A 15,399-nucleotide genomic window follows, 5' to 3' on the forward strand; every position below is an offset into this window, starting at 1 on the left:
CCGCAGGTGGTATCCGGGACGCGAACGGACTAAAACTCTTCTACCGATTTCCGTCGAACAGGTCGTTCAACATGGTGTCGAACGCGGCTTGCGCTTCTTCCAGTTCCTGAAGCGCGGCGTCGAAAGTCTGCAATGCCATCTGCGAAGGCCGGCCGTCACCTCCAGGCGGAAAGTGCCCCTGCAACGCCGTGAACGCGGTCTGTACCTGCCGCGTGGCATTGACGATGCGCTCCATCGCCCGCGCTTCTTCTGTTCGATTATGTTCGGCCGTCATCAGAGTCTCCGTTCTACGAACCCTGATAGTACCAACGGTTTCCACAGCAGGCACGCGCTCCGCTCATCGCATGCTTTACTGCGACGTCCAGCCGCCATCGATCTGAAGCGCAGCACCGCGCATTTCGTCGGCGCCTTCCGAGCACAGGAACACCGCCAGCTTGCCGATCTGTTCCGGCGTCACAAACTGTTCCGACGGCTGTTTCTCGCCCAGCAACTTCGAGCGTGCGGCGTCCGGCGAGATGTTGTCACGCGTGGCGATATCGTCGATCTGCTTTTGCACCAGCGGCGTCAAAACGAATCCCGGGCAGATCGCATTTACCGTCACGCCCGTGCGCGCGTTTTCAAGCGCGGCCACTTTCGTCAGGCCGACGATGCCGTGCTTCGCCGCCACATAAGCCGATTTCCCCGCCGATCCCACCAGCCCATGCGCCGACGCGATATTGATTACGCGGCCCCAGCCGTTGTCGCGCATCTTGGGCAACGCCACGCGCATGGTGTGAAACGCCGACGTCAGGTTGATCGCGATGATCGCGTCCCACTTGTCGATGGGGAAGGTATCGATAGTCGCCACATGCTGGATGCCCGCGTTGTTCACGAGCACATCGACGGCGCCGAATTGCTCGACGGCGAAGGCGATCATCGCTTCAATCTCGGCGGACTTCGACATATCCGCGCCGTGATGCACCGCTTTCACGCCGTGCTGCTCGATTTGCGCGATGGCGCCCTGGATGACGGCGGCATCGCCGAAACCATTCAGCACGAGATTCGCGCCGGCTTGCGCGAGGGCATTAGCGATTCCAAGGCCGATACCGCTCGTCGATCCGGTGACGAGCGCGGTTTTGCCGGCGAGCGGTGCTGCTGCGGATGAGGTCATGTGGGAAGTCCTGTGGGAGAGGAAGGGGGAGGCGGCAGCGGCCAAGTTTGCCAGATGCGGCCAGGCGATGTGGGTTTGCCCCGGCGACGTTCAATGCATTTCAACGCATTTTCAGCGCACTTCAACGCAAGCCGAGGCAACGGGCAAGAAACGAAAGCCTTAGACCAGCCCAGTCATGTAGTAGACCGCGATCACGAAAAACACGGCCAGCGTCTTGATGATCGTCACGGCGAAGATATCGCGATACGACTCACGGTGCGTCAACCCGGTCACGGCGAGCAACGTGATCACCGCGCCGTTATGCGGCAGCGTGTCCATGCCGCCGCTGGCCATGGCGACCACGCGATGCAGCACCTCCAGCGGAATGTGCGCCGCTTCCGCGCCCTTGATGAACGTATCGGACATGGCGGCCAGCGCGATGCTCATGCCGCCCGACGCCGAGCCCGTGATGCCTGCCAGCGAACTCACCGAAACCGCCGCGTTCACGAGCGGATTCGGGATGCTCTTGAGCGCGTCGCTGACCACGATGAAGCCCGGCAACGCCGCGATCACACCGCCAAAACCATACTCGGACGCAGTGTTCAAGGAGGCGAGCAACGCACCGCCGACCGCCGCTTTCGTTCCTACCGCGAAGCGTTCGCGCACGCGTCCGAATGCCGTCAATACAACCATCAGGATGCCGAGCAGCAACGCGCCTTCCACGGCCCAGATCGCGACAACCGATTTGATCGGCGTGACGACGGGCGCATGAATGCCCGGCAGCACGTTGTCGGCGACTGTATAACTTGCGCCGTACCAGACCGGGATCAGCTTGGTCAGCACGAAGTTCGCGACGCCCACCAGCACCAGCGGCGCAACCGCGAGCAGCGGATTCGGCAAATGCGCGCTTTCCACGCGCTCGGGTTCGTTCACGAGCGACGTGCCGTAGCCTTCGCCCGTGGCCATCACCGAACGGCGGCGCCACTCGAGGAACGATAATCCGACCACGACAATAAACAGCGAGCCGATAGTGCCAAGCCACGGCGCGGCCCAACCGGTGGTCTTGAAGAACGTCGTCGGGATGATGTTCTGGATCTGCGGCGTGCCCGGCAGCGAATCCATGGTGAACGAGAACGCACCGAGCGCGATAGCGCCGGGCATCAGCCGCTTCGGGATATTGCTCTGCCGGTACATTTCGGCCGCGAACGGATAGACCGCGAACACGACCACGAACAGCGATACGCCGCCGTAGGTGAGCAACGCACACACGGCGACGATCACCGCATTGACCCGCGTTTTGCCGATATATCGAATGGCGGCGGCCACGATGGATTCGGAGAATCCCGACAATTCCACCACTTTGCCGAACACGGCGCCGAGCAGAAACACGGGGAAATACAGCTTCACGAAGCCGACCATCTTCTCCATGAAGATGCCGGAGAACACCGGCGCGACGGCGGCGGGTTCGGTCAGGAGGACGGCTGCGAGCGCGGCGAGCGGCGCCACCAGGATCACGCTGTAGCCGCGATACGCGGCGAGCATGAGGAATGCCAGGGCGGCGAGGACGATGATGAACGACATTAAGTCTCCGTTAGTTGTTGTGTGTCCGGGCGCGGTAGCCAAAGCGTCCGGAAATGACCGCGCCCTTTATGCAGCATTCATGCCAAAGGCCATGAAGCCTTGCCCAGTAAGGGAACGCGGTTTTGCCAAGTAACATGTGCCCTGAATGATGTCTACTAATCGAGACAACGCCGTGACCCAAAACTCGCCCGAACGGCCGGTCACATAATGCTTGACGGCAATCTTGCTGGTTTTCCACGTTTCGAGATATCCTGTCTCAATATCGAGAAAACTTCATGAGACACCGGATGCACAACGACTGGACGCATGTCCCCGTCGATTACAGCGACGTTTTGCGTCGCGCGATGGATTCGCTTTTCAAGACCTTCGAGAATTTTAGCGAAGGCACGTTTATCGTCGATAAAGAAGCGCGGGTCGTCTGGATCAACAAACGCTACGCGGCACGCTTCGGGTTTTCGGACCCGCAAGAGGCGATCGGCCGCGATTGCGAATCGGTGATTCCGAACAGCCTGATGCGCGAAGTCGTGACGACCGGCAAGCCAATCCTGCTTGATCTGCTGGAAACGGACCGCGAGCCGCTGGTCGTCACGCGCCTGCCGCTGAAGGACGACTACGGCCAGACGGTCGGCGCGATCGGTTTCGCGCTCTTCGATGAAATGAAGGCGCTCACGCCGCTCTTTTCACATTACTCGCGCGTGCAGCAGGAACTGATCGCGACACGGCAATCGCTCGCGCAGGCGCGGCGCGCCAAATACACGTTCGCGAGTTTCGTCGGAACGAGTGCTGCGAGCCTCGATGTCAAGCGCCAGGCGCGCCGCGCGGCGCAAGTCGATTCGCCCGTGCTGCTGTCCGGCGAAACGGGCACGGGCAAGGAACTGCTGGCGCACGCAATCCACGGCGCGTCCACGCGCGCCGCGCGGCCGCTCGTGACGGTGAACGTCGCGGCAATTCCGGACACCTTGCTCGAAGTGGAGTTTTTCGGCGCGGCGGCGGGCGCTTATACCGGCGCGGATCGCAAAGGCCGGGTAGGCAAGTTCGAACTAGCCGATGGCGGCACGCTCTTCCTCGATGAAATCGGCGATATGCCGCTCGTGCTCCAGGGCAAGTTGCTGCGCGTATTGCAGGAGAAGGAGTTCGAGCCGCTGGGGTCGAACCGGATCGTGCGCACCGATGTCCGGATCATCGCCGCCACGTCCGCCGATTTGCCGGCGCTGGTTGCCAGCGGCCGGTTTCGCGCGGACTTGTTTTATCGGCTGAACGTGCTGTCCATTCACGCGCCGCCGTTGCGCGAGCGGGCGGGGGATATCGAGGCGCTGGTGTACGCGATGCTCGAAGAACTTTCCGCCGACGCCCGCCCGCGTCACGCCGGCCAGTTCGTGCTCCACGACGACGCGCTACGGCTACTGTCCGCGTATTCGTGGCCCGGCAACGTGCGCGAGCTGCGCAACGTGCTGGAGCGCGCGGTGATGTTGTCGGACAGTGAACATATTGATGCCCGCGCGCTCGGCGCCTTCATGGGCGCGGAGGCATCGGCTGCGCCCGCGAGCGAGGCCGAAGAAACCGATGCGACGTCCTACGCCGACGCCATGGCGGGTTTCGAAAAGCGTTTCCTCTCGGAAGCCCTGCGTGCAAGCGGCGGTCGCGCGGCCGAGGCGGCGCAACGGATTGGCATCGGCCGGGCGACGATGTACAAGAAGATCGTCGCATTGGGCATAGAGGTGTGAACCGTGAGCAAAGACAAGAACAAAACGCTGTTATCCCGCGAACTCGAACTGCTTGCCATCGACCAGTTGCAGCGCATGGCGCAAGAACGCTTCGACACCCGGCTTGGGCAGTTCGAGGCGAAGGAATGGCTTGACGAGATATCGAAGATGATTGGCGCGCATTTCTACAACCAGGCGCTCGCCGATGTCAAAGCGAAAATCGATGCCCGCGTCGAGATGATCGACAGCGACATCTGGGGGCTCCAAAAGTAGCGCGAACGCTGACCCGGATCGCGCGATCAGCATGGCTAAGGAGGCAAGCCGAAAGCTCCGCATGGCATACTCGCGGCATCAATAAAAACAGCGTTAAAAAGGGGTTCCGGATGAAAATTTTCCACGTACGAGCATCGCGTTTTTTCGCGCTGTTGCCGCTTGCGGCCGCGGTGTCGGTGTTGTCTGCTTGCAGCAGCGCGCCGCCGCTTTTTTCATCCGATGGCCGCCCGACCAACATGATCCAATGCCCGGCCAATGGCGGCTGGAGTAACTGCCAGCAAAATGCGCGCGCATTGTGCGCAGGCAGTTACGACGTCCTCGATCAAAGCAGCGACAACGGCCAGAACAGCCTGTTGATTGCGTGCAAAGCGCAGTAACGCCGGGCCTTGTTTATGGTTTAGCTTGGGCTCTGATCCAGCGCCGGTTGCGCGGGCAGGTTGAGTAAAAGGCGAATCAGGTCGACCTGGCGATTCGTCGCCGTTTTCTGATAGATCGCCTGCAACTGTTTGCGCACGGTGTCGTGCTGAACGCCAATCCGGTTGGCAATCTCTTTGGGCGTGCGCCCTTCCGCAATATGAGAGGCGACGCGGCACTCTGCGGGTGTCAGATCGAACGCGCTCGCAAGCAAATCTGAATCGACAATGGGCGGCGAATCCGGGTGATAAAACGTGAGCAGCGCTGCGTGCTCGCGATTCACTGCGACCGGGAGATAAAACACGTATAGCGCGTCCTGAGCGGTGGGCTCAGCGTGGTGATCTTCAGTCAGCCGAAGCATTCGATACCCCCGCGTCGCATCTGCCGCCACGCGACATTCTTCCAAAATTTGCTGTTGCGCCGCGCATTGCAATTCAAGCTTGCCGTCAACGACCTGAACCAATTGGGTTCGTCCCAGCATCTGCGTGGTTGCATCGTTAAGACGGAGCAGCGTTCCATTCAACGCGACGAGCATGGCCGGTTGACGCCAATCGTCGAGAAAGGGAGCACGGGCGAAAGGCTCTGGCATTGCGATGTAATGCACGTCCTGCAGTTGTGCAGCGCGTGAAAGATGCGGCATAAGGCGATCGAGCCAACGCGATTCCGGCTCGACAAGCGTATCAATAAGCGCACCCGTCTCCGAGTCGAACTCGCAGACCAGGGTAATGCGTAATTTGCCCGTGTCGAGAACAGGCCGGCTTGAAGTGCGAGCCGGCGCAATTATGTTCCCGGAATCAATGTTTTCCTGATCCAGACTAAACCGCGCAAACGATTCAATTGAGTTTTTCGGTAATACCGCCGCCGAGCTTCCAGAAAAATTGTAATAATCTTTATCTGAAAAATTTCCAAAACTTTCAGAGTGCGGATTAGCAGGTTCCTTCTCGTTGTTACTGCTGACTGTTATCCAGACCGCGCGAGCGCCAATCAATCCGGCGATTGCGGCACATGCGGCATGCCATGCGCGCGGTTCCGAGAGTGTTTCGTATATAGCGTTGACAGCGTGGTCGTATGGGTCGCTTTCAAGAAGCATCCATTTTCTCCTGTCATGCGGATAATTTGCCGATCCCAGATGCCGGCTTATTGCATTTTTACTGTTCCGCATTTGCGGAATATACAGCACCGCGTATGTTTCGATACTCTGCATGAAGTCCTTCCGGGCCTGCGCTAGCTTCCATCTGGCTGCGCATGTTGCACATTTCGCGAATCAGAGCATCCAACATGTGACAGCGGAAACGGTTATCTGTTCCGCGCGCTGCGTCGAACTCGTTTGAGAAAAAGTAAAAATAACTTCTACCGTGGAGTAATGAATGAATCATCGGCAAATCGAAACGGATATTCTTCATCTAGAGCGGGTAATCGGAAGAATTTCCGCTGACGACCGCATTCCTTTGTCTTACTGGCGCAACCGTGTTGATCTCGTGGCATCCAATGCGCTTGTGCCCGCGCAGCAATCGCGCATGCGGCGGATCAACAGTCGACTCGAGCAACTTGAAGCGGTTCCGGATTGAAAGGCTTACTGGTTTATTCTGGGTAACGGCATGTGGTTCGATTTCCCGGTTTCTGTTTCATGAAGTTACGGCCTAAGTAAATCTTCCCTTTGAGTCCGATTCCGGCATGCTTAAACGACGAGCCGAGAAAATGCGCACGGCAGGGATATTGAATCTCCGACGCGGTTCGACGCGGGACTCAGCGCCATGCGCCTCGAGCGCACTCGTGCCGCGACGCAGCAGTTCGTCGAGACGAAGCCCGTAGATCATCCAGCATCGAGTCGCTTTGCCAATACGTCCTCATAAAGGCCGGCCAGGAAGGCGCCGCTGCCGCCGAAGTATTGTGACGCGAAGACCGGCGAAACATGAAGCGGGCCCCCGCCGGGCTGGCTCGAAGGGCGCATAAGGACCGCTTCCTGACAGGTGTTTGATTATCCAATGACGCTCAATGCAAGGTTTCTCGCAACAGCGTCACGTCGTAGCCGAGTGCGCGTACGCGATTAACAAATGCCGTACGTTGCTCGGCCGAAGGTTTCGCTTCACGCGTCAGGATCCAAAGATACTTGCCGCTCGGCTCGCCGACGATGGACCACGTGTAGTCATCGGCGTGATCGAGCACCCAGTAATCGCCAACATAGAACGGTCCGAAGAACGACACTTTGAGCTTCGCGTTGTTCGATTCCGGCACGATCTTCGCCTTTCCTTCGGACGACCTGAACGCGCCGCTCACGCCGCCAGTCCGACATGAATTAACGATGGAAAGCAGCCCGTCATCGCGCTTAGCATAGTTCGCCGTGACCGCTTCGCAACCGCGTTCGAAGCGGTTTTCGTAGCGCGCAAATTCGAACCAATGGCCGAGGTAACGATCGAGATCGACTGGCTTCGCAGGCTCGGGCACCTCCGCGTTGCCGCTCTTGTTGCCGCCGGCCATTGCGTAGGCAGCCAGCAGACCCAGTCCGCCGATCACCAGCAAAGCTGTTGCGCCGATGGTGACGGATCGTTTGAATTTCATGGTGGTCCTCGTTGTAATTAAGCGGCATTCAAGCAGCATTTAATTGATACATGTCGCTGTATGAGCAAGCTTCATTCCGTTGTTTCCGGTCCCGCATAACCTCACCTATGGCGCGATGAATCTACCGAAAAGCACTGGCAGGAAGCACTTAAAGTTCACGCGCACGCGTATCAACTGTTTTAACAACGGGTCGCAACTCATTGATAGAGAACGCTTTAACGTAGCGCATGCAGCGCGCTGCAAACGTTGCTCACAGTGCTTAATGTGAGTTCTCAACATGGCAGGATCACCCTCCCGTATAACCTCACCTATGACGTCACTCACTTCACGCGTACGCAAGCGGAACGTCGAGTTCCTGCTTCGTGTCACCCATGCAAATCATGGCGCAGGCCTCGAAGCGACATCAATGATAAGCCGCGAAAGCCTTATAGATAAAGGCTCACAGCGGCATACCTCAAGCACTTGCTGAAACCGGCTTATCGCTTCAATCTAGTTAGCGATACTAGCAATTCGCCTCAAGCGTGAGTTTTTGTCGAGTCATGCAACTCACCTCGCGCGGCTCCCGAAATCGCTCACCTTGCCGCTCACTTCATCGCTGATCTTCATAGAGTGCGCTCTGCGGCGAACGTATTGAGCCGCTATGCTCTTGACCTCGTTCACTTCGCTCCGCTGCTCATGTCGTCGCTGGTCTCGTCGCTTTTCGCTCCGCTCCTCAAAATCATTCTTCCTGTGTTCGCGTTGATCTTTGCAGGTTATGCGTGTCGCAAGACCAATCGGCTGGGACCGAATGCATCGTCTGAACTGAATCGATTCGTGGTCTATCTGGCACTGCCCGCGCTGCTCTTCGACATCATGGCGACCACGCCATGGCCTACGCTCGATCAGCCTGCGTTCATCGCAGTGTTCGGTTTGGGTGCGGGCGGGATATTTGTGTTGACCGTGCTGATTCGATTGAAACAATCACGCCATCTCGCCGATGCCAGCCTCGATGGTCTCAACGCCGCGTATCCCAATGCGGGGTTTATCGGCTTGCCGTTATGCATGCTCGCGTTTGGTCACGCGAGCCTCGCGCCTGCGGTGATCGTGACGATCATGACGGTATGCGTGCTATTCGCCGTGGCTATTGTGTTGATCGAAGTGGGTTTGCAGACCGAGAAGAACCTGGTTGCCACGCTTGGCAAGGTGGTCAGATCGCTAATGACCAATCCGTTGTTGTTCGCGCCTTTCGCGGGCTGGTTATGCAGCGGAGCGGGGCTCACGATCTCGGGCGGTGCGGACACGTTTCTCAAGTTGCTGGGTGCAGCGGCAAGCCCGTGCGCACTCGTTGCACTCGGGCTGTTTCTTGGCGAGAAGTCAAAAGGGGGCGCGGCTAGAACGACCACCATGCTGGTCGTGGCCAAGCTCATTGCGCAACCGTTGCTCACGTGGTGGCTGGCGTTTCATGTGTTTGCACTGCCGGTGTTGTGGGCGAAGACAGCCGTCATTCTCAGTGCGTTGCCCACGGGGACGGGGCCATTCATGCTCGCGGAATTTTATAAGCGGGAAGCGGCGGTGACGTCCCGCACCATTCTGTTTTCCACGGTGATCTCGCTGATCACGGTCACGGTGTGTCTTGCCGCGTTGAGCTGATAGCGAAGATCTACAAGCGCGTGTCGCGCGCGCAATGTTCAACACCTTGAACATTACGGTTACTCACGCGGTTTATATAACGCAGGTTGAACATAAAACCGCGCGATCATTTTTTCGATGGATAACGCGGCTTCAACAATCGAAACCGCCGCGTTCCTCAACCGCGCTTATTGCGTGCTCACGCGCGTGCCGTTCCCTTCTGTCACGGTCGTATCCGTACCCGATGTGACGCGTTGAAAGCGCGCGCTTTGATACGGCAGCAACTGGGGATAACTTTCCGTGTGCAGCGCTTCTAGTTCCCCGCTCTTTTGCGCAGCGATCAATTCGGCTTTCACTTCAGCTCGCGTTCTGGATGCGTAAGCGCTTTGCTGCGCGACGTCGGTGGATTGTGCAAAAACCGGTGCCGATGAGACCAGCACGGCGACAAACAAACTTCCAATAAGCGCGCGTTTCATGATGAACCCTTCACTGTTTGGAGACGGCGCGTTTCACGCCATCGATGTGAAGCAGTCTATTCACATAACTATCGATAACCAATGTCGATTGAGAAAACATATTGTTGTCTATCGCGCATGAATGTGAAGTTCCGTTTCTGCGCGCCGGGATGACCGTTCCCTGTCTCGCCCCGCCGCCCTTCATTCATTGCGTTTTCGGTAAGGATTAATTCCTGACACCGCCATTTGTCTGCGTCCGCTTAATCGATATTCTCGGTTTACCGATCAGTTGCGATCGTCGTCAAATTACTGAGATATCCCATGAAACGCATGCTTTCCGTCTTCGCCGCTATCGCTTTGTTCGCTATGACCGGCGCTGCCAACGCCTCGGCCGATGCCAATCCGCAGTCGTCGACATGCCAAGGCCCGCCGTCGCAATGCAACGTGTTTTTCGGCCAATAACGTCGCGTTGGCCGGTTTAGCGGTGTCCTTTAGTTGTATCCCGCCAACCGCTTTGGCGGTTTAGTGCGAATTATTAAACAACTACAAAGTTGTCCACAGTTTCTGTGGACAACTTTGTGGAAATCATCTCAAAAATGGCTTGCAGCGGGCTTGTCATCGGGTATCGATCGAAACGCCCAATTCGAGGCGAAACGTCATACGAAACGTCCGTTCTCCCGCGTCGTTCGCGACAGCAATCCGACCCATTCCCGATAGCCTCGGGCTCGACCGAACGCCTATGATGTGCTGGCTGTTGCAGCCATATACGAGGAACATACAGGGCACATTCGCGGATTCCGTTCGGGATCCGCATCAATCAAACACCGGGACAAGCCATGACCTACAAGATTGCGGTTGTTGTTGGCAGCATTCGCCGAGATTCGTTCAACAAGCAGCTTGCGCACGCGGTTACGTCGCTGGCGCCGCCGGATTTTTCGTTCGAGTTCCTGGATATCGCGAGCCTGCCGCTCTATAGCCAGGACTACGACAGCGACTTTCCCGAGGTTGCGCGCACCTTCAAGGAAAAGATCGCGGCGGCGAATGGGCTGCTGTTCGTGACGGCGGAATACAACCGGTCGATTCCCGGCGTGCTGAAAAACGCGCTGGACTGGGGTTCGCGTCCGTGGGGGCACAGCGTGTGGGGCAACAAGCCCGGCGCGGTGCTGGGCACGTCGCCGGGCGCGACCGGCACGGCGCTCGCGCAGGCGCATCTGCGCAATGTGCTTGCTTACCTTGATGTGCCGCTCATGGGTCATCCGGAAATGTTCGTCAAACACGATGCAAGCCGCATCGATGCCAGCGGCACGATCGTGAGCGAAGACACGCGCAAGTTCCTGCAGAATTTCGTCGATAAATACGTCGCGTGGGTGCAGCGTATGGCGAAGGCCTAAGCCCGCAAAAAGAGCAAAACGCCAACGGCCCGCTTTAGCGGGCCGTTGGCGTTTCAACGCGTCGTTAAGAACAAATTCTTACAGATGGTGCTGATGCCCCGTCACCCGTTCCCAGCCATGACGCACCGCAAGCTTGAAACGTTCCCATGTGTCATGACCGCCCGAGCTACGGCCTTCCCAGTCCTGGCGCAACTCGGTTTCCATCGTGTCATCCCAGTTGCGGCGCGTATAACGCTCGTTGCTGGCTGCTGAGACGCCGTATCGATACGCCTCCTCGTACTCTGAATAGCTCGCACCGCTCGCCGCGTACTTCGCCTCGTAGTCGCTGCGGAACTCGTCTTCGTACTCTATGTATTCATCGGGCATCGTGGTACGCGGACCCGCATGGGCTCCGAGCGCCGAGTCGCCGGTTTGACTCAACGTACCCGGAACCGGTGCGCCCGTCGCGCTCATGGAACCCGTGCCGCCCACTCGTGCCGATGTCTCGGTTTCATCGAGCGGATCAAGCGGATCGACGGCGCGCCAGCCTTGTGCTGACGTCGTTCCCGTCAACGGGTCTTCCGCGCCTGCCGCCCGCAGAGCCGCTTCCCTTGTGTCCGGCCAGACCGCGCCGCTCGTGCCCGTGTTCGTGCTCGTGCCCGTCAATGGATCGCTGGCAACTGCATCGCGGCCGACCGGGCTGATCGGGTCGAGCGGCTGCACAGCCGGATCGTCACGGTCAACATGCGGATAAGCGCGCGCTCGATATGCATCCCGGTTTGCATCGGCGCGAACGGGGTCGAGCGGATCGACCGGCGGATTCACCGGAGCACGTCCCGGCACAGCGCTGCCCGAGCCAAGACCAAGTTCGTCCAGCAGCGAGTGATCGCGATCGTCGGCTTCAACGGCCGCCGAGCTTGCCGTGCGTGTGTGATTCAGCGTGCCCCAGCTGGCCGCGCGCTCGTCTATATCGATAGCACCTTGCTCAGCCAGCGTCTGGCGCGCAGCGTCCGCGCGGTCCTCAGTTGCCGTATCGACAGCCACCAGCACCGCCCCGCGCCGCACGGCTTCGGAGTAATGCGCCACTTCAGGCGGTTGATCGCGGCCGCCAAACAGCATCGAGAAGAAGCGTTCGATATTCGCCAGCACGCCGCCGGTTTCGGGCGGCTGGCCCACGCCGGGCGCCAGCGCGGGGTCATCGGGCGAGGAAGGTTCGGGTGCGGCCTGGAGTTCGATGTCGGAACGTGCAAAACCCGACGCGACAAGTGCGCTGCGCGCGACTTCGGCCTGGTCGTAGGTATCGAAGATACCAATAACTGTGTGTCGCATGGCTGCCTCCTGGGTGGCCTGGATTGAGTTGCGACGCGTCAGGGAGATTCGCCGCACTTCTATTTGAGCCACGCAACTCGCGTGCCGGGTCGCGGGCGTATGCGCCGCGATGCGCTCCACAGCCTGACGCGATCCCGCCCCAAGCCGGCCGGCGCGCAGCTGTTTTTACAAACGATGTGGAAAAGGCGCGCGGTTCAGTGCTGCGCTTCGCCGTGTTCGCGGTTGTCGGCGTGCGCGCTCAGTTTTTCGCGAATGGCCTGGAGGAGGGAATCGAGCAGGGCGATATCGAACGGTTTGGACAAGACGCGCGCATCCACCTCACGCGCCCGGTCCAGTTCTTCGGCATACCCCGTCACCAGGATCACCGGCACGCGCGGCGTCCAGCTTTGCAGGATCTCGGCCAGGTCGATGCCGTTCAGTTTGCCCGGCATGTGGATATCGGAGAGCACGACATCGAACGGCAGCACACCGCCATTGGCGGCGTCGCGACGGGCCGCTTCCAGCACGGCGATCGCGCCGTCCGCGTTGAAGATATGCGTGACGTCATGATTCATCATGGATAACAACGCCTCGGTGCCGGCCGCCACCTCTTCGTTATCTTCCACGAGCAGCACGCGCAGCCCGTGCGATTCGCTGGCCGTGGCGGCGTCGTGATGCGTTTCGGGCGATTCCGCCACGGCTGCACTCGCGCGCGGCAAATAGAGCCGCACCGACGTGCCCGCGCCGACCGCGCTATCAATGGTCGCCACGCCGCCCGCGCGCTCGCAGAACGCGAACACTTGCGGCAGGCCAAGCCCGGTGCCCATGCCTTTGGACTTGGTGGTGAACAGCGGTTCGAACGCGCGGCCGAGGACATCGGGACTCATGCCCGCGCCCGTATCCTCCAGCGTCAACTGCACGAATTCGCCGATGATCGGAAATCCGTCCTCGTGACGAAAGCGCACGTTGTCGGCGCGCACCGAGAACGTGCCGCCGCTCGGCATGGCATCGCGGGCGTTCACCGCCACGTTGATCAGCGCAAGCTCGAGTTCTGCTGCATCGACGCGAACCGGCCACACGTCGCCACTCGTTTCCAGATTCAGCGCGACTTTTGCCCCCAGCGACGCCTTCAGCAATTCCCGGCAAGCCGGCAGCCACTTGCCGATCGCGATGTTCTCATTGCGCAGCGGCTGCTTGCGGGCAACGCCCAGCAACTGGCGCGTCAGCGACTGGCCGCTTTTGAGCGCGCGTTCCATGGCCGACAACTCGCGATCCAGTCCCGTAGCGCCGCGTCGCCGGACAATCTGCACGTTGGTCGAGAGGATCATCAGCAGGTTGTTGAAGTCATGCGCAACACTGCCCACCAGATTACCCAGCGCTTCCATCTTGCGCGCCTGCCGGTAAGCCGATTCAATCGACCGGCGCATGGACGCCTCCGCCTGCCAGCGCTCCCAGGCTTCTTCTTCGTGGGCGAGGCGGCGCAGCGACAGCCAGATCACGCCCCACAACACCACGCACGGCGCGAACAAGGACAACATCAACACGCTGACACGCCGATACCACGCGGCCCAGATGGTTGAGACGGGATATCCGCTCGATACATACACCGGATAAGTCCCCACCTTCCGAAACGCCACGATCTTCATTTCATTGTCGAGCCCTGAGCGCATTCGCACAACGCCGTTGTGCTCTTCCTTGGCATAGGCCTCGCGCAATGGCGAACTGGCGGCAAGGTCCATGCGGTTGGGCGGCCGGGTCGGGTACCACGCGAGCACGGCGCCGTCCGCGCGCGTGAGGCCAAGCGATACGGTGGAATGTTCGCCCAGCAATTCGCGATAGAACGCGCCGAAGTAACCCGGACGTAGCGCAACGGTCACAATGCCGGCGAAGCTGCCGTCCGCGTTCTTGCGCGGCACGGCCGTATTGAACACGGTTTCCCCGGCCACCTTGCCGATCATCACGCGGGAGACGTTTTCGAACATCTTGTGGTCGCGGATGCCGATGAAGTCGTCGCGGTTTTCGATCGATACATCCGGCACGGGGTAAATGCGGCTCGTGGCAATCAAACGGCCATCGGCGCCAATAATGCTCACCGACGCCACTTGCGGATAACCGCCGCCCATTGCAACGAGTTTGTTGTGAATATCGAGTTCTTCGCCGCGCAAGGTGTCGTCGTCCACGCCTTCGATCAAATCGATCACGCGGGCATTGAGCGTCTCGTTCATGTCGAAGACTTTGAGCGCGTGCTCTTCGGCCACGTGCGCGTTGCGGTCGACCACTTCGGCGGCATCGGCCTCGCGCGATTTGAGGTCGCTCCACGCCATGGCCGCGACGTAGAGGCAGGGCAGGACGATGGCGGCGATCAGCAGGACCAGGAGGGTCATGCGCTGGGCGGCAAAGTTACGCTCCGGCACCACGGGAAACGGCGGCTCGTCCTGCCAATGGTCAGCGCCCGGTTCCTCGCGTTGCGGCGTCATGATGACTCGTCGTCCCGATGTGAATGGCTGAGCGTGGCATCTTTATACAACGATGAAGGCAGCGAATGCGGCACGCGGAATTCCGCGCACTTTAGCCGCTTGTTAGTTTGCCGCCAGCGCTCGGGAAAGAGACCCCGTGCATAAATCGTGCCTTTGGAGTTCATTCAACCGATGAATCGATGTTTTGCCGAACCGATCGTATCGACGTGTAAAGCGCCGGGATTGAGTGAAGATAATTTTTTCTGGAGCAAGAGAGCGGGAGGTAAAAAGCGGCGAATCGCGTAAAGTTGGCAATGGATATCGCGTGGACGCCGATCGTATGCAAAGAGCAAACCGTTGATTTGTACGAAGATTTTGATCAGTGGAAGGTGGGTTACCAAGCGCTTTGAAAGCACCCGGCGGGCGGCCTTAGGGCAACAGTTCACAAACTTGATATACTTTTCGCCGCTTCCGGCATGGCTTGCACGCCGCCTGAAGCGGGTGTCCAAGCCATGCCGGGCTTGCATCCAGCATTACAGCTAG

General features: G+C 59.4%; 15 protein-coding genes. 6 read left to right on the forward strand and 9 right to left on the reverse strand.

Features of this window, described 5'->3' with window-relative positions; genetic code table 11:
- Nucleotides 1-40: 40 nt before the first annotated feature.
- From ACMX25_RS20245 to ACMX25_RS20255, 3 genes are all read right to left on the reverse strand, one after another.
- Nucleotides 41-274, reverse strand: a complete 234-nt coding sequence (locus ACMX25_RS20245; protein ID WP_158939805.1) for a BAR domain-containing protein — start codon at nt 272-274, stop codon at nt 41-43.
- Between the two features lie 75 nt (nt 275-349).
- Nucleotides 350-1,150, reverse strand: a complete 801-nt coding sequence (locus ACMX25_RS20250) for a 3-hydroxybutyrate dehydrogenase (RefSeq protein ID WP_414951856.1) — start codon at nt 1,148-1,150, stop codon at nt 350-352.
- 159 nt (nt 1,151-1,309) lie between these two features.
- Nucleotides 1,310-2,710 (reverse strand): GntP family permease, encoded by a 1,401-nt coding sequence (locus ACMX25_RS20255; RefSeq protein ID WP_414951857.1) that lies wholly within the window; start codon nt 2,708-2,710, stop codon nt 1,310-1,312.
- A gap of 287 nt (nt 2,711-2,997) precedes the next feature.
- On the opposite strand from ACMX25_RS20255, the gene ACMX25_RS20260 reads away from it, so the two are divergent.
- From ACMX25_RS20260 to ACMX25_RS20270, 3 genes are all read left to right on the forward strand, one after another.
- The gene (locus ACMX25_RS20260; RefSeq protein ID WP_414951966.1) at nt 2,998-4,434 is read left to right on the forward strand and encodes a sigma-54 interaction domain-containing protein; all 1,437 of its coding nucleotides are present in this window, start codon (nt 2,998-3,000) and stop codon (nt 4,432-4,434) included.
- A gap of 3 nt (nt 4,435-4,437) precedes the next feature.
- Nucleotides 4,438-4,686 carry a DUF2164 domain-containing protein gene (locus ACMX25_RS20265; protein WP_414951858.1) on the forward strand — a complete coding sequence of 83 codons (249 nt, stop codon included), beginning with the start codon at nt 4,438-4,440 and terminating at the stop codon, nt 4,684-4,686.
- 110 nt (nt 4,687-4,796) lie between these two features.
- Nucleotides 4,797-5,063: a hypothetical protein gene (locus tag ACMX25_RS20270; protein WP_414951859.1), complete on the forward strand. Its 267-nt coding sequence runs from the start codon at nt 4,797-4,799 to the stop codon at nt 5,061-5,063.
- 20 nt (nt 5,064-5,083) lie between these two features.
- Here ACMX25_RS20270 and ACMX25_RS20275 read toward each other — a convergent pair whose 3' ends face one another.
- Nucleotides 5,084-5,740 carry a helix-turn-helix transcriptional regulator gene (locus tag ACMX25_RS20275; protein WP_414951860.1) on the reverse strand — a complete coding sequence of 219 codons (657 nt, stop codon included), beginning with the start codon at nt 5,738-5,740 and terminating at the stop codon, nt 5,084-5,086.
- Nucleotides 5,741-6,467: 727 nt separating this feature from the next.
- On the opposite strand from ACMX25_RS20275, the gene ACMX25_RS20280 reads away from it, so the two are divergent.
- A complete protein-coding gene (locus ACMX25_RS20280) occupies nt 6,468-6,668 on the forward strand; it encodes a hypothetical protein (protein ID WP_414951861.1) in 201 nt (66 codons plus the stop codon).
- A 424-nt stretch (nt 6,669-7,092) separates the two neighbouring features.
- Here the strand turns inward: ACMX25_RS20280 and ACMX25_RS20285 are convergent, their stop codons facing one another.
- Nucleotides 7,093-7,659, reverse strand: a complete 567-nt coding sequence (locus ACMX25_RS20285; protein WP_414951862.1) for a lipocalin family protein — start codon at nt 7,657-7,659, stop codon at nt 7,093-7,095.
- A gap of 675 nt (nt 7,660-8,334) precedes the next feature.
- On the opposite strand from ACMX25_RS20285, the gene ACMX25_RS20290 reads away from it, so the two are divergent.
- Nucleotides 8,335-9,288 (forward strand): AEC family transporter, encoded by a 954-nt coding sequence (locus tag ACMX25_RS20290; protein WP_414951967.1) that lies wholly within the window; start codon nt 8,335-8,337, stop codon nt 9,286-9,288.
- Between the two features lie 167 nt (nt 9,289-9,455).
- Here the strand turns inward: ACMX25_RS20290 and ACMX25_RS20295 are convergent, their stop codons facing one another.
- Entirely contained in the window at nt 9,456-9,743 is a 288-nt protein-coding gene (locus tag ACMX25_RS20295) for a DUF4148 domain-containing protein (RefSeq protein WP_414951863.1), read from the reverse strand.
- An 815-nt stretch (nt 9,744-10,558) separates the two neighbouring features.
- Here ACMX25_RS20295 and ACMX25_RS20300 point away from each other — a divergent pair.
- Nucleotides 10,559-11,113 (forward strand): NADPH-dependent FMN reductase, encoded by a 555-nt coding sequence (locus tag ACMX25_RS20300; protein ID WP_414951864.1) that lies wholly within the window; start codon nt 10,559-10,561, stop codon nt 11,111-11,113.
- A gap of 78 nt (nt 11,114-11,191) precedes the next feature.
- On the opposite strand, the gene ACMX25_RS20305 is transcribed toward ACMX25_RS20300, so the two are convergent.
- The 3 genes from ACMX25_RS20305 to ACMX25_RS20315 all read right to left on the reverse strand — a co-directional run bounded on the left by ACMX25_RS20305 (nt 11,192) and on the right by ACMX25_RS20315 (nt 15,365).
- The gene (locus ACMX25_RS20305) at nt 11,192-12,421 is read right to left on the reverse strand and encodes a hypothetical protein (protein WP_414951865.1); all 1,230 of its coding nucleotides are present in this window, start codon (nt 12,419-12,421) and stop codon (nt 11,192-11,194) included.
- A 194-nt stretch (nt 12,422-12,615) separates the two neighbouring features.
- On the reverse strand, nt 12,616-14,877 hold the full coding sequence (locus ACMX25_RS20310; protein WP_414951866.1) for a hybrid sensor histidine kinase/response regulator: 2,262 nt from the start codon (nt 14,875-14,877) through the stop codon (nt 12,616-12,618).
- Nucleotides 14,878-15,041: 164 nt separating this feature from the next.
- Nucleotides 15,042-15,365 carry a hypothetical protein gene (locus tag ACMX25_RS20315; RefSeq protein WP_414951867.1) on the reverse strand — a complete coding sequence of 108 codons (324 nt, stop codon included), beginning with the start codon at nt 15,363-15,365 and terminating at the stop codon, nt 15,042-15,044.
- Nucleotides 15,366-15,399: the final 34 nt, after the last annotated feature.

The organism is Caballeronia eucalypticola (genome assembly GCF_047608185.1).
In the GTDB taxonomy this organism is placed as follows: domain Bacteria; phylum Pseudomonadota; class Gammaproteobacteria; order Burkholderiales; family Burkholderiaceae; genus Caballeronia.

What these genes read in the sequence shown, in the direction of transcription:
- ACMX25_RS20270 (WP_414951859.1), top strand. Translation starts at nt 4,797, where the DNA reads ATGAAAATTTTCCACGTACGAGCATCGCGTTTTTTCGCGCTGTTGCCG.
- ACMX25_RS20245 (WP_158939805.1), bottom strand. Translation starts at nt 274, where the DNA reads ATGACGGCCGAACATAATCGAACAGAAGAAGCGCGGGCGATGGAGCGC.
- ACMX25_RS20295 (WP_414951863.1), bottom strand. Translation starts at nt 9,743, where the DNA reads ATGAAACGCGCGCTTATTGGAAGTTTGTTTGTCGCCGTGCTGGTCTCA.
- ACMX25_RS20280 (WP_414951861.1), top strand. Translation starts at nt 6,468, where the DNA reads ATGAATCATCGGCAAATCGAAACGGATATTCTTCATCTAGAGCGGGTA.
- ACMX25_RS20255 (WP_414951857.1), bottom strand. Translation starts at nt 2,710, where the DNA reads ATGTCGTTCATCATCGTCCTCGCCGCCCTGGCATTCCTCATGCTCGCC.
- ACMX25_RS20310 (WP_414951866.1), bottom strand. Translation starts at nt 14,877, where the DNA reads ATGACGCCGCAACGCGAGGAACCGGGCGCTGACCATTGGCAGGACGAG.
- ACMX25_RS20305 (WP_414951865.1), bottom strand. Translation starts at nt 12,421, where the DNA reads ATGCGACACACAGTTATTGGTATCTTCGATACCTACGACCAGGCCGAA.
- ACMX25_RS20290 (WP_414951967.1), top strand. Translation starts at nt 8,335, where the DNA reads ATGTCGTCGCTGGTCTCGTCGCTTTTCGCTCCGCTCCTCAAAATCATT.
- ACMX25_RS20260 (WP_414951966.1), top strand. Translation starts at nt 2,998, where the DNA reads ATGCACAACGACTGGACGCATGTCCCCGTCGATTACAGCGACGTTTTG.
- ACMX25_RS20250 (WP_414951856.1), bottom strand. Translation starts at nt 1,150, where the DNA reads ATGACCTCATCCGCAGCAGCACCGCTCGCCGGCAAAACCGCGCTCGTC.
- ACMX25_RS20275 (WP_414951860.1), bottom strand. Translation starts at nt 5,740, where the DNA reads ATGCCGCATCTTTCACGCGCTGCACAACTGCAGGACGTGCATTACATC.
- ACMX25_RS20300 (WP_414951864.1), top strand. Translation starts at nt 10,559, where the DNA reads ATGACCTACAAGATTGCGGTTGTTGTTGGCAGCATTCGCCGAGATTCG.
- ACMX25_RS20285 (WP_414951862.1), bottom strand. Translation starts at nt 7,659, where the DNA reads ATGAAATTCAAACGATCCGTCACCATCGGCGCAACAGCTTTGCTGGTG.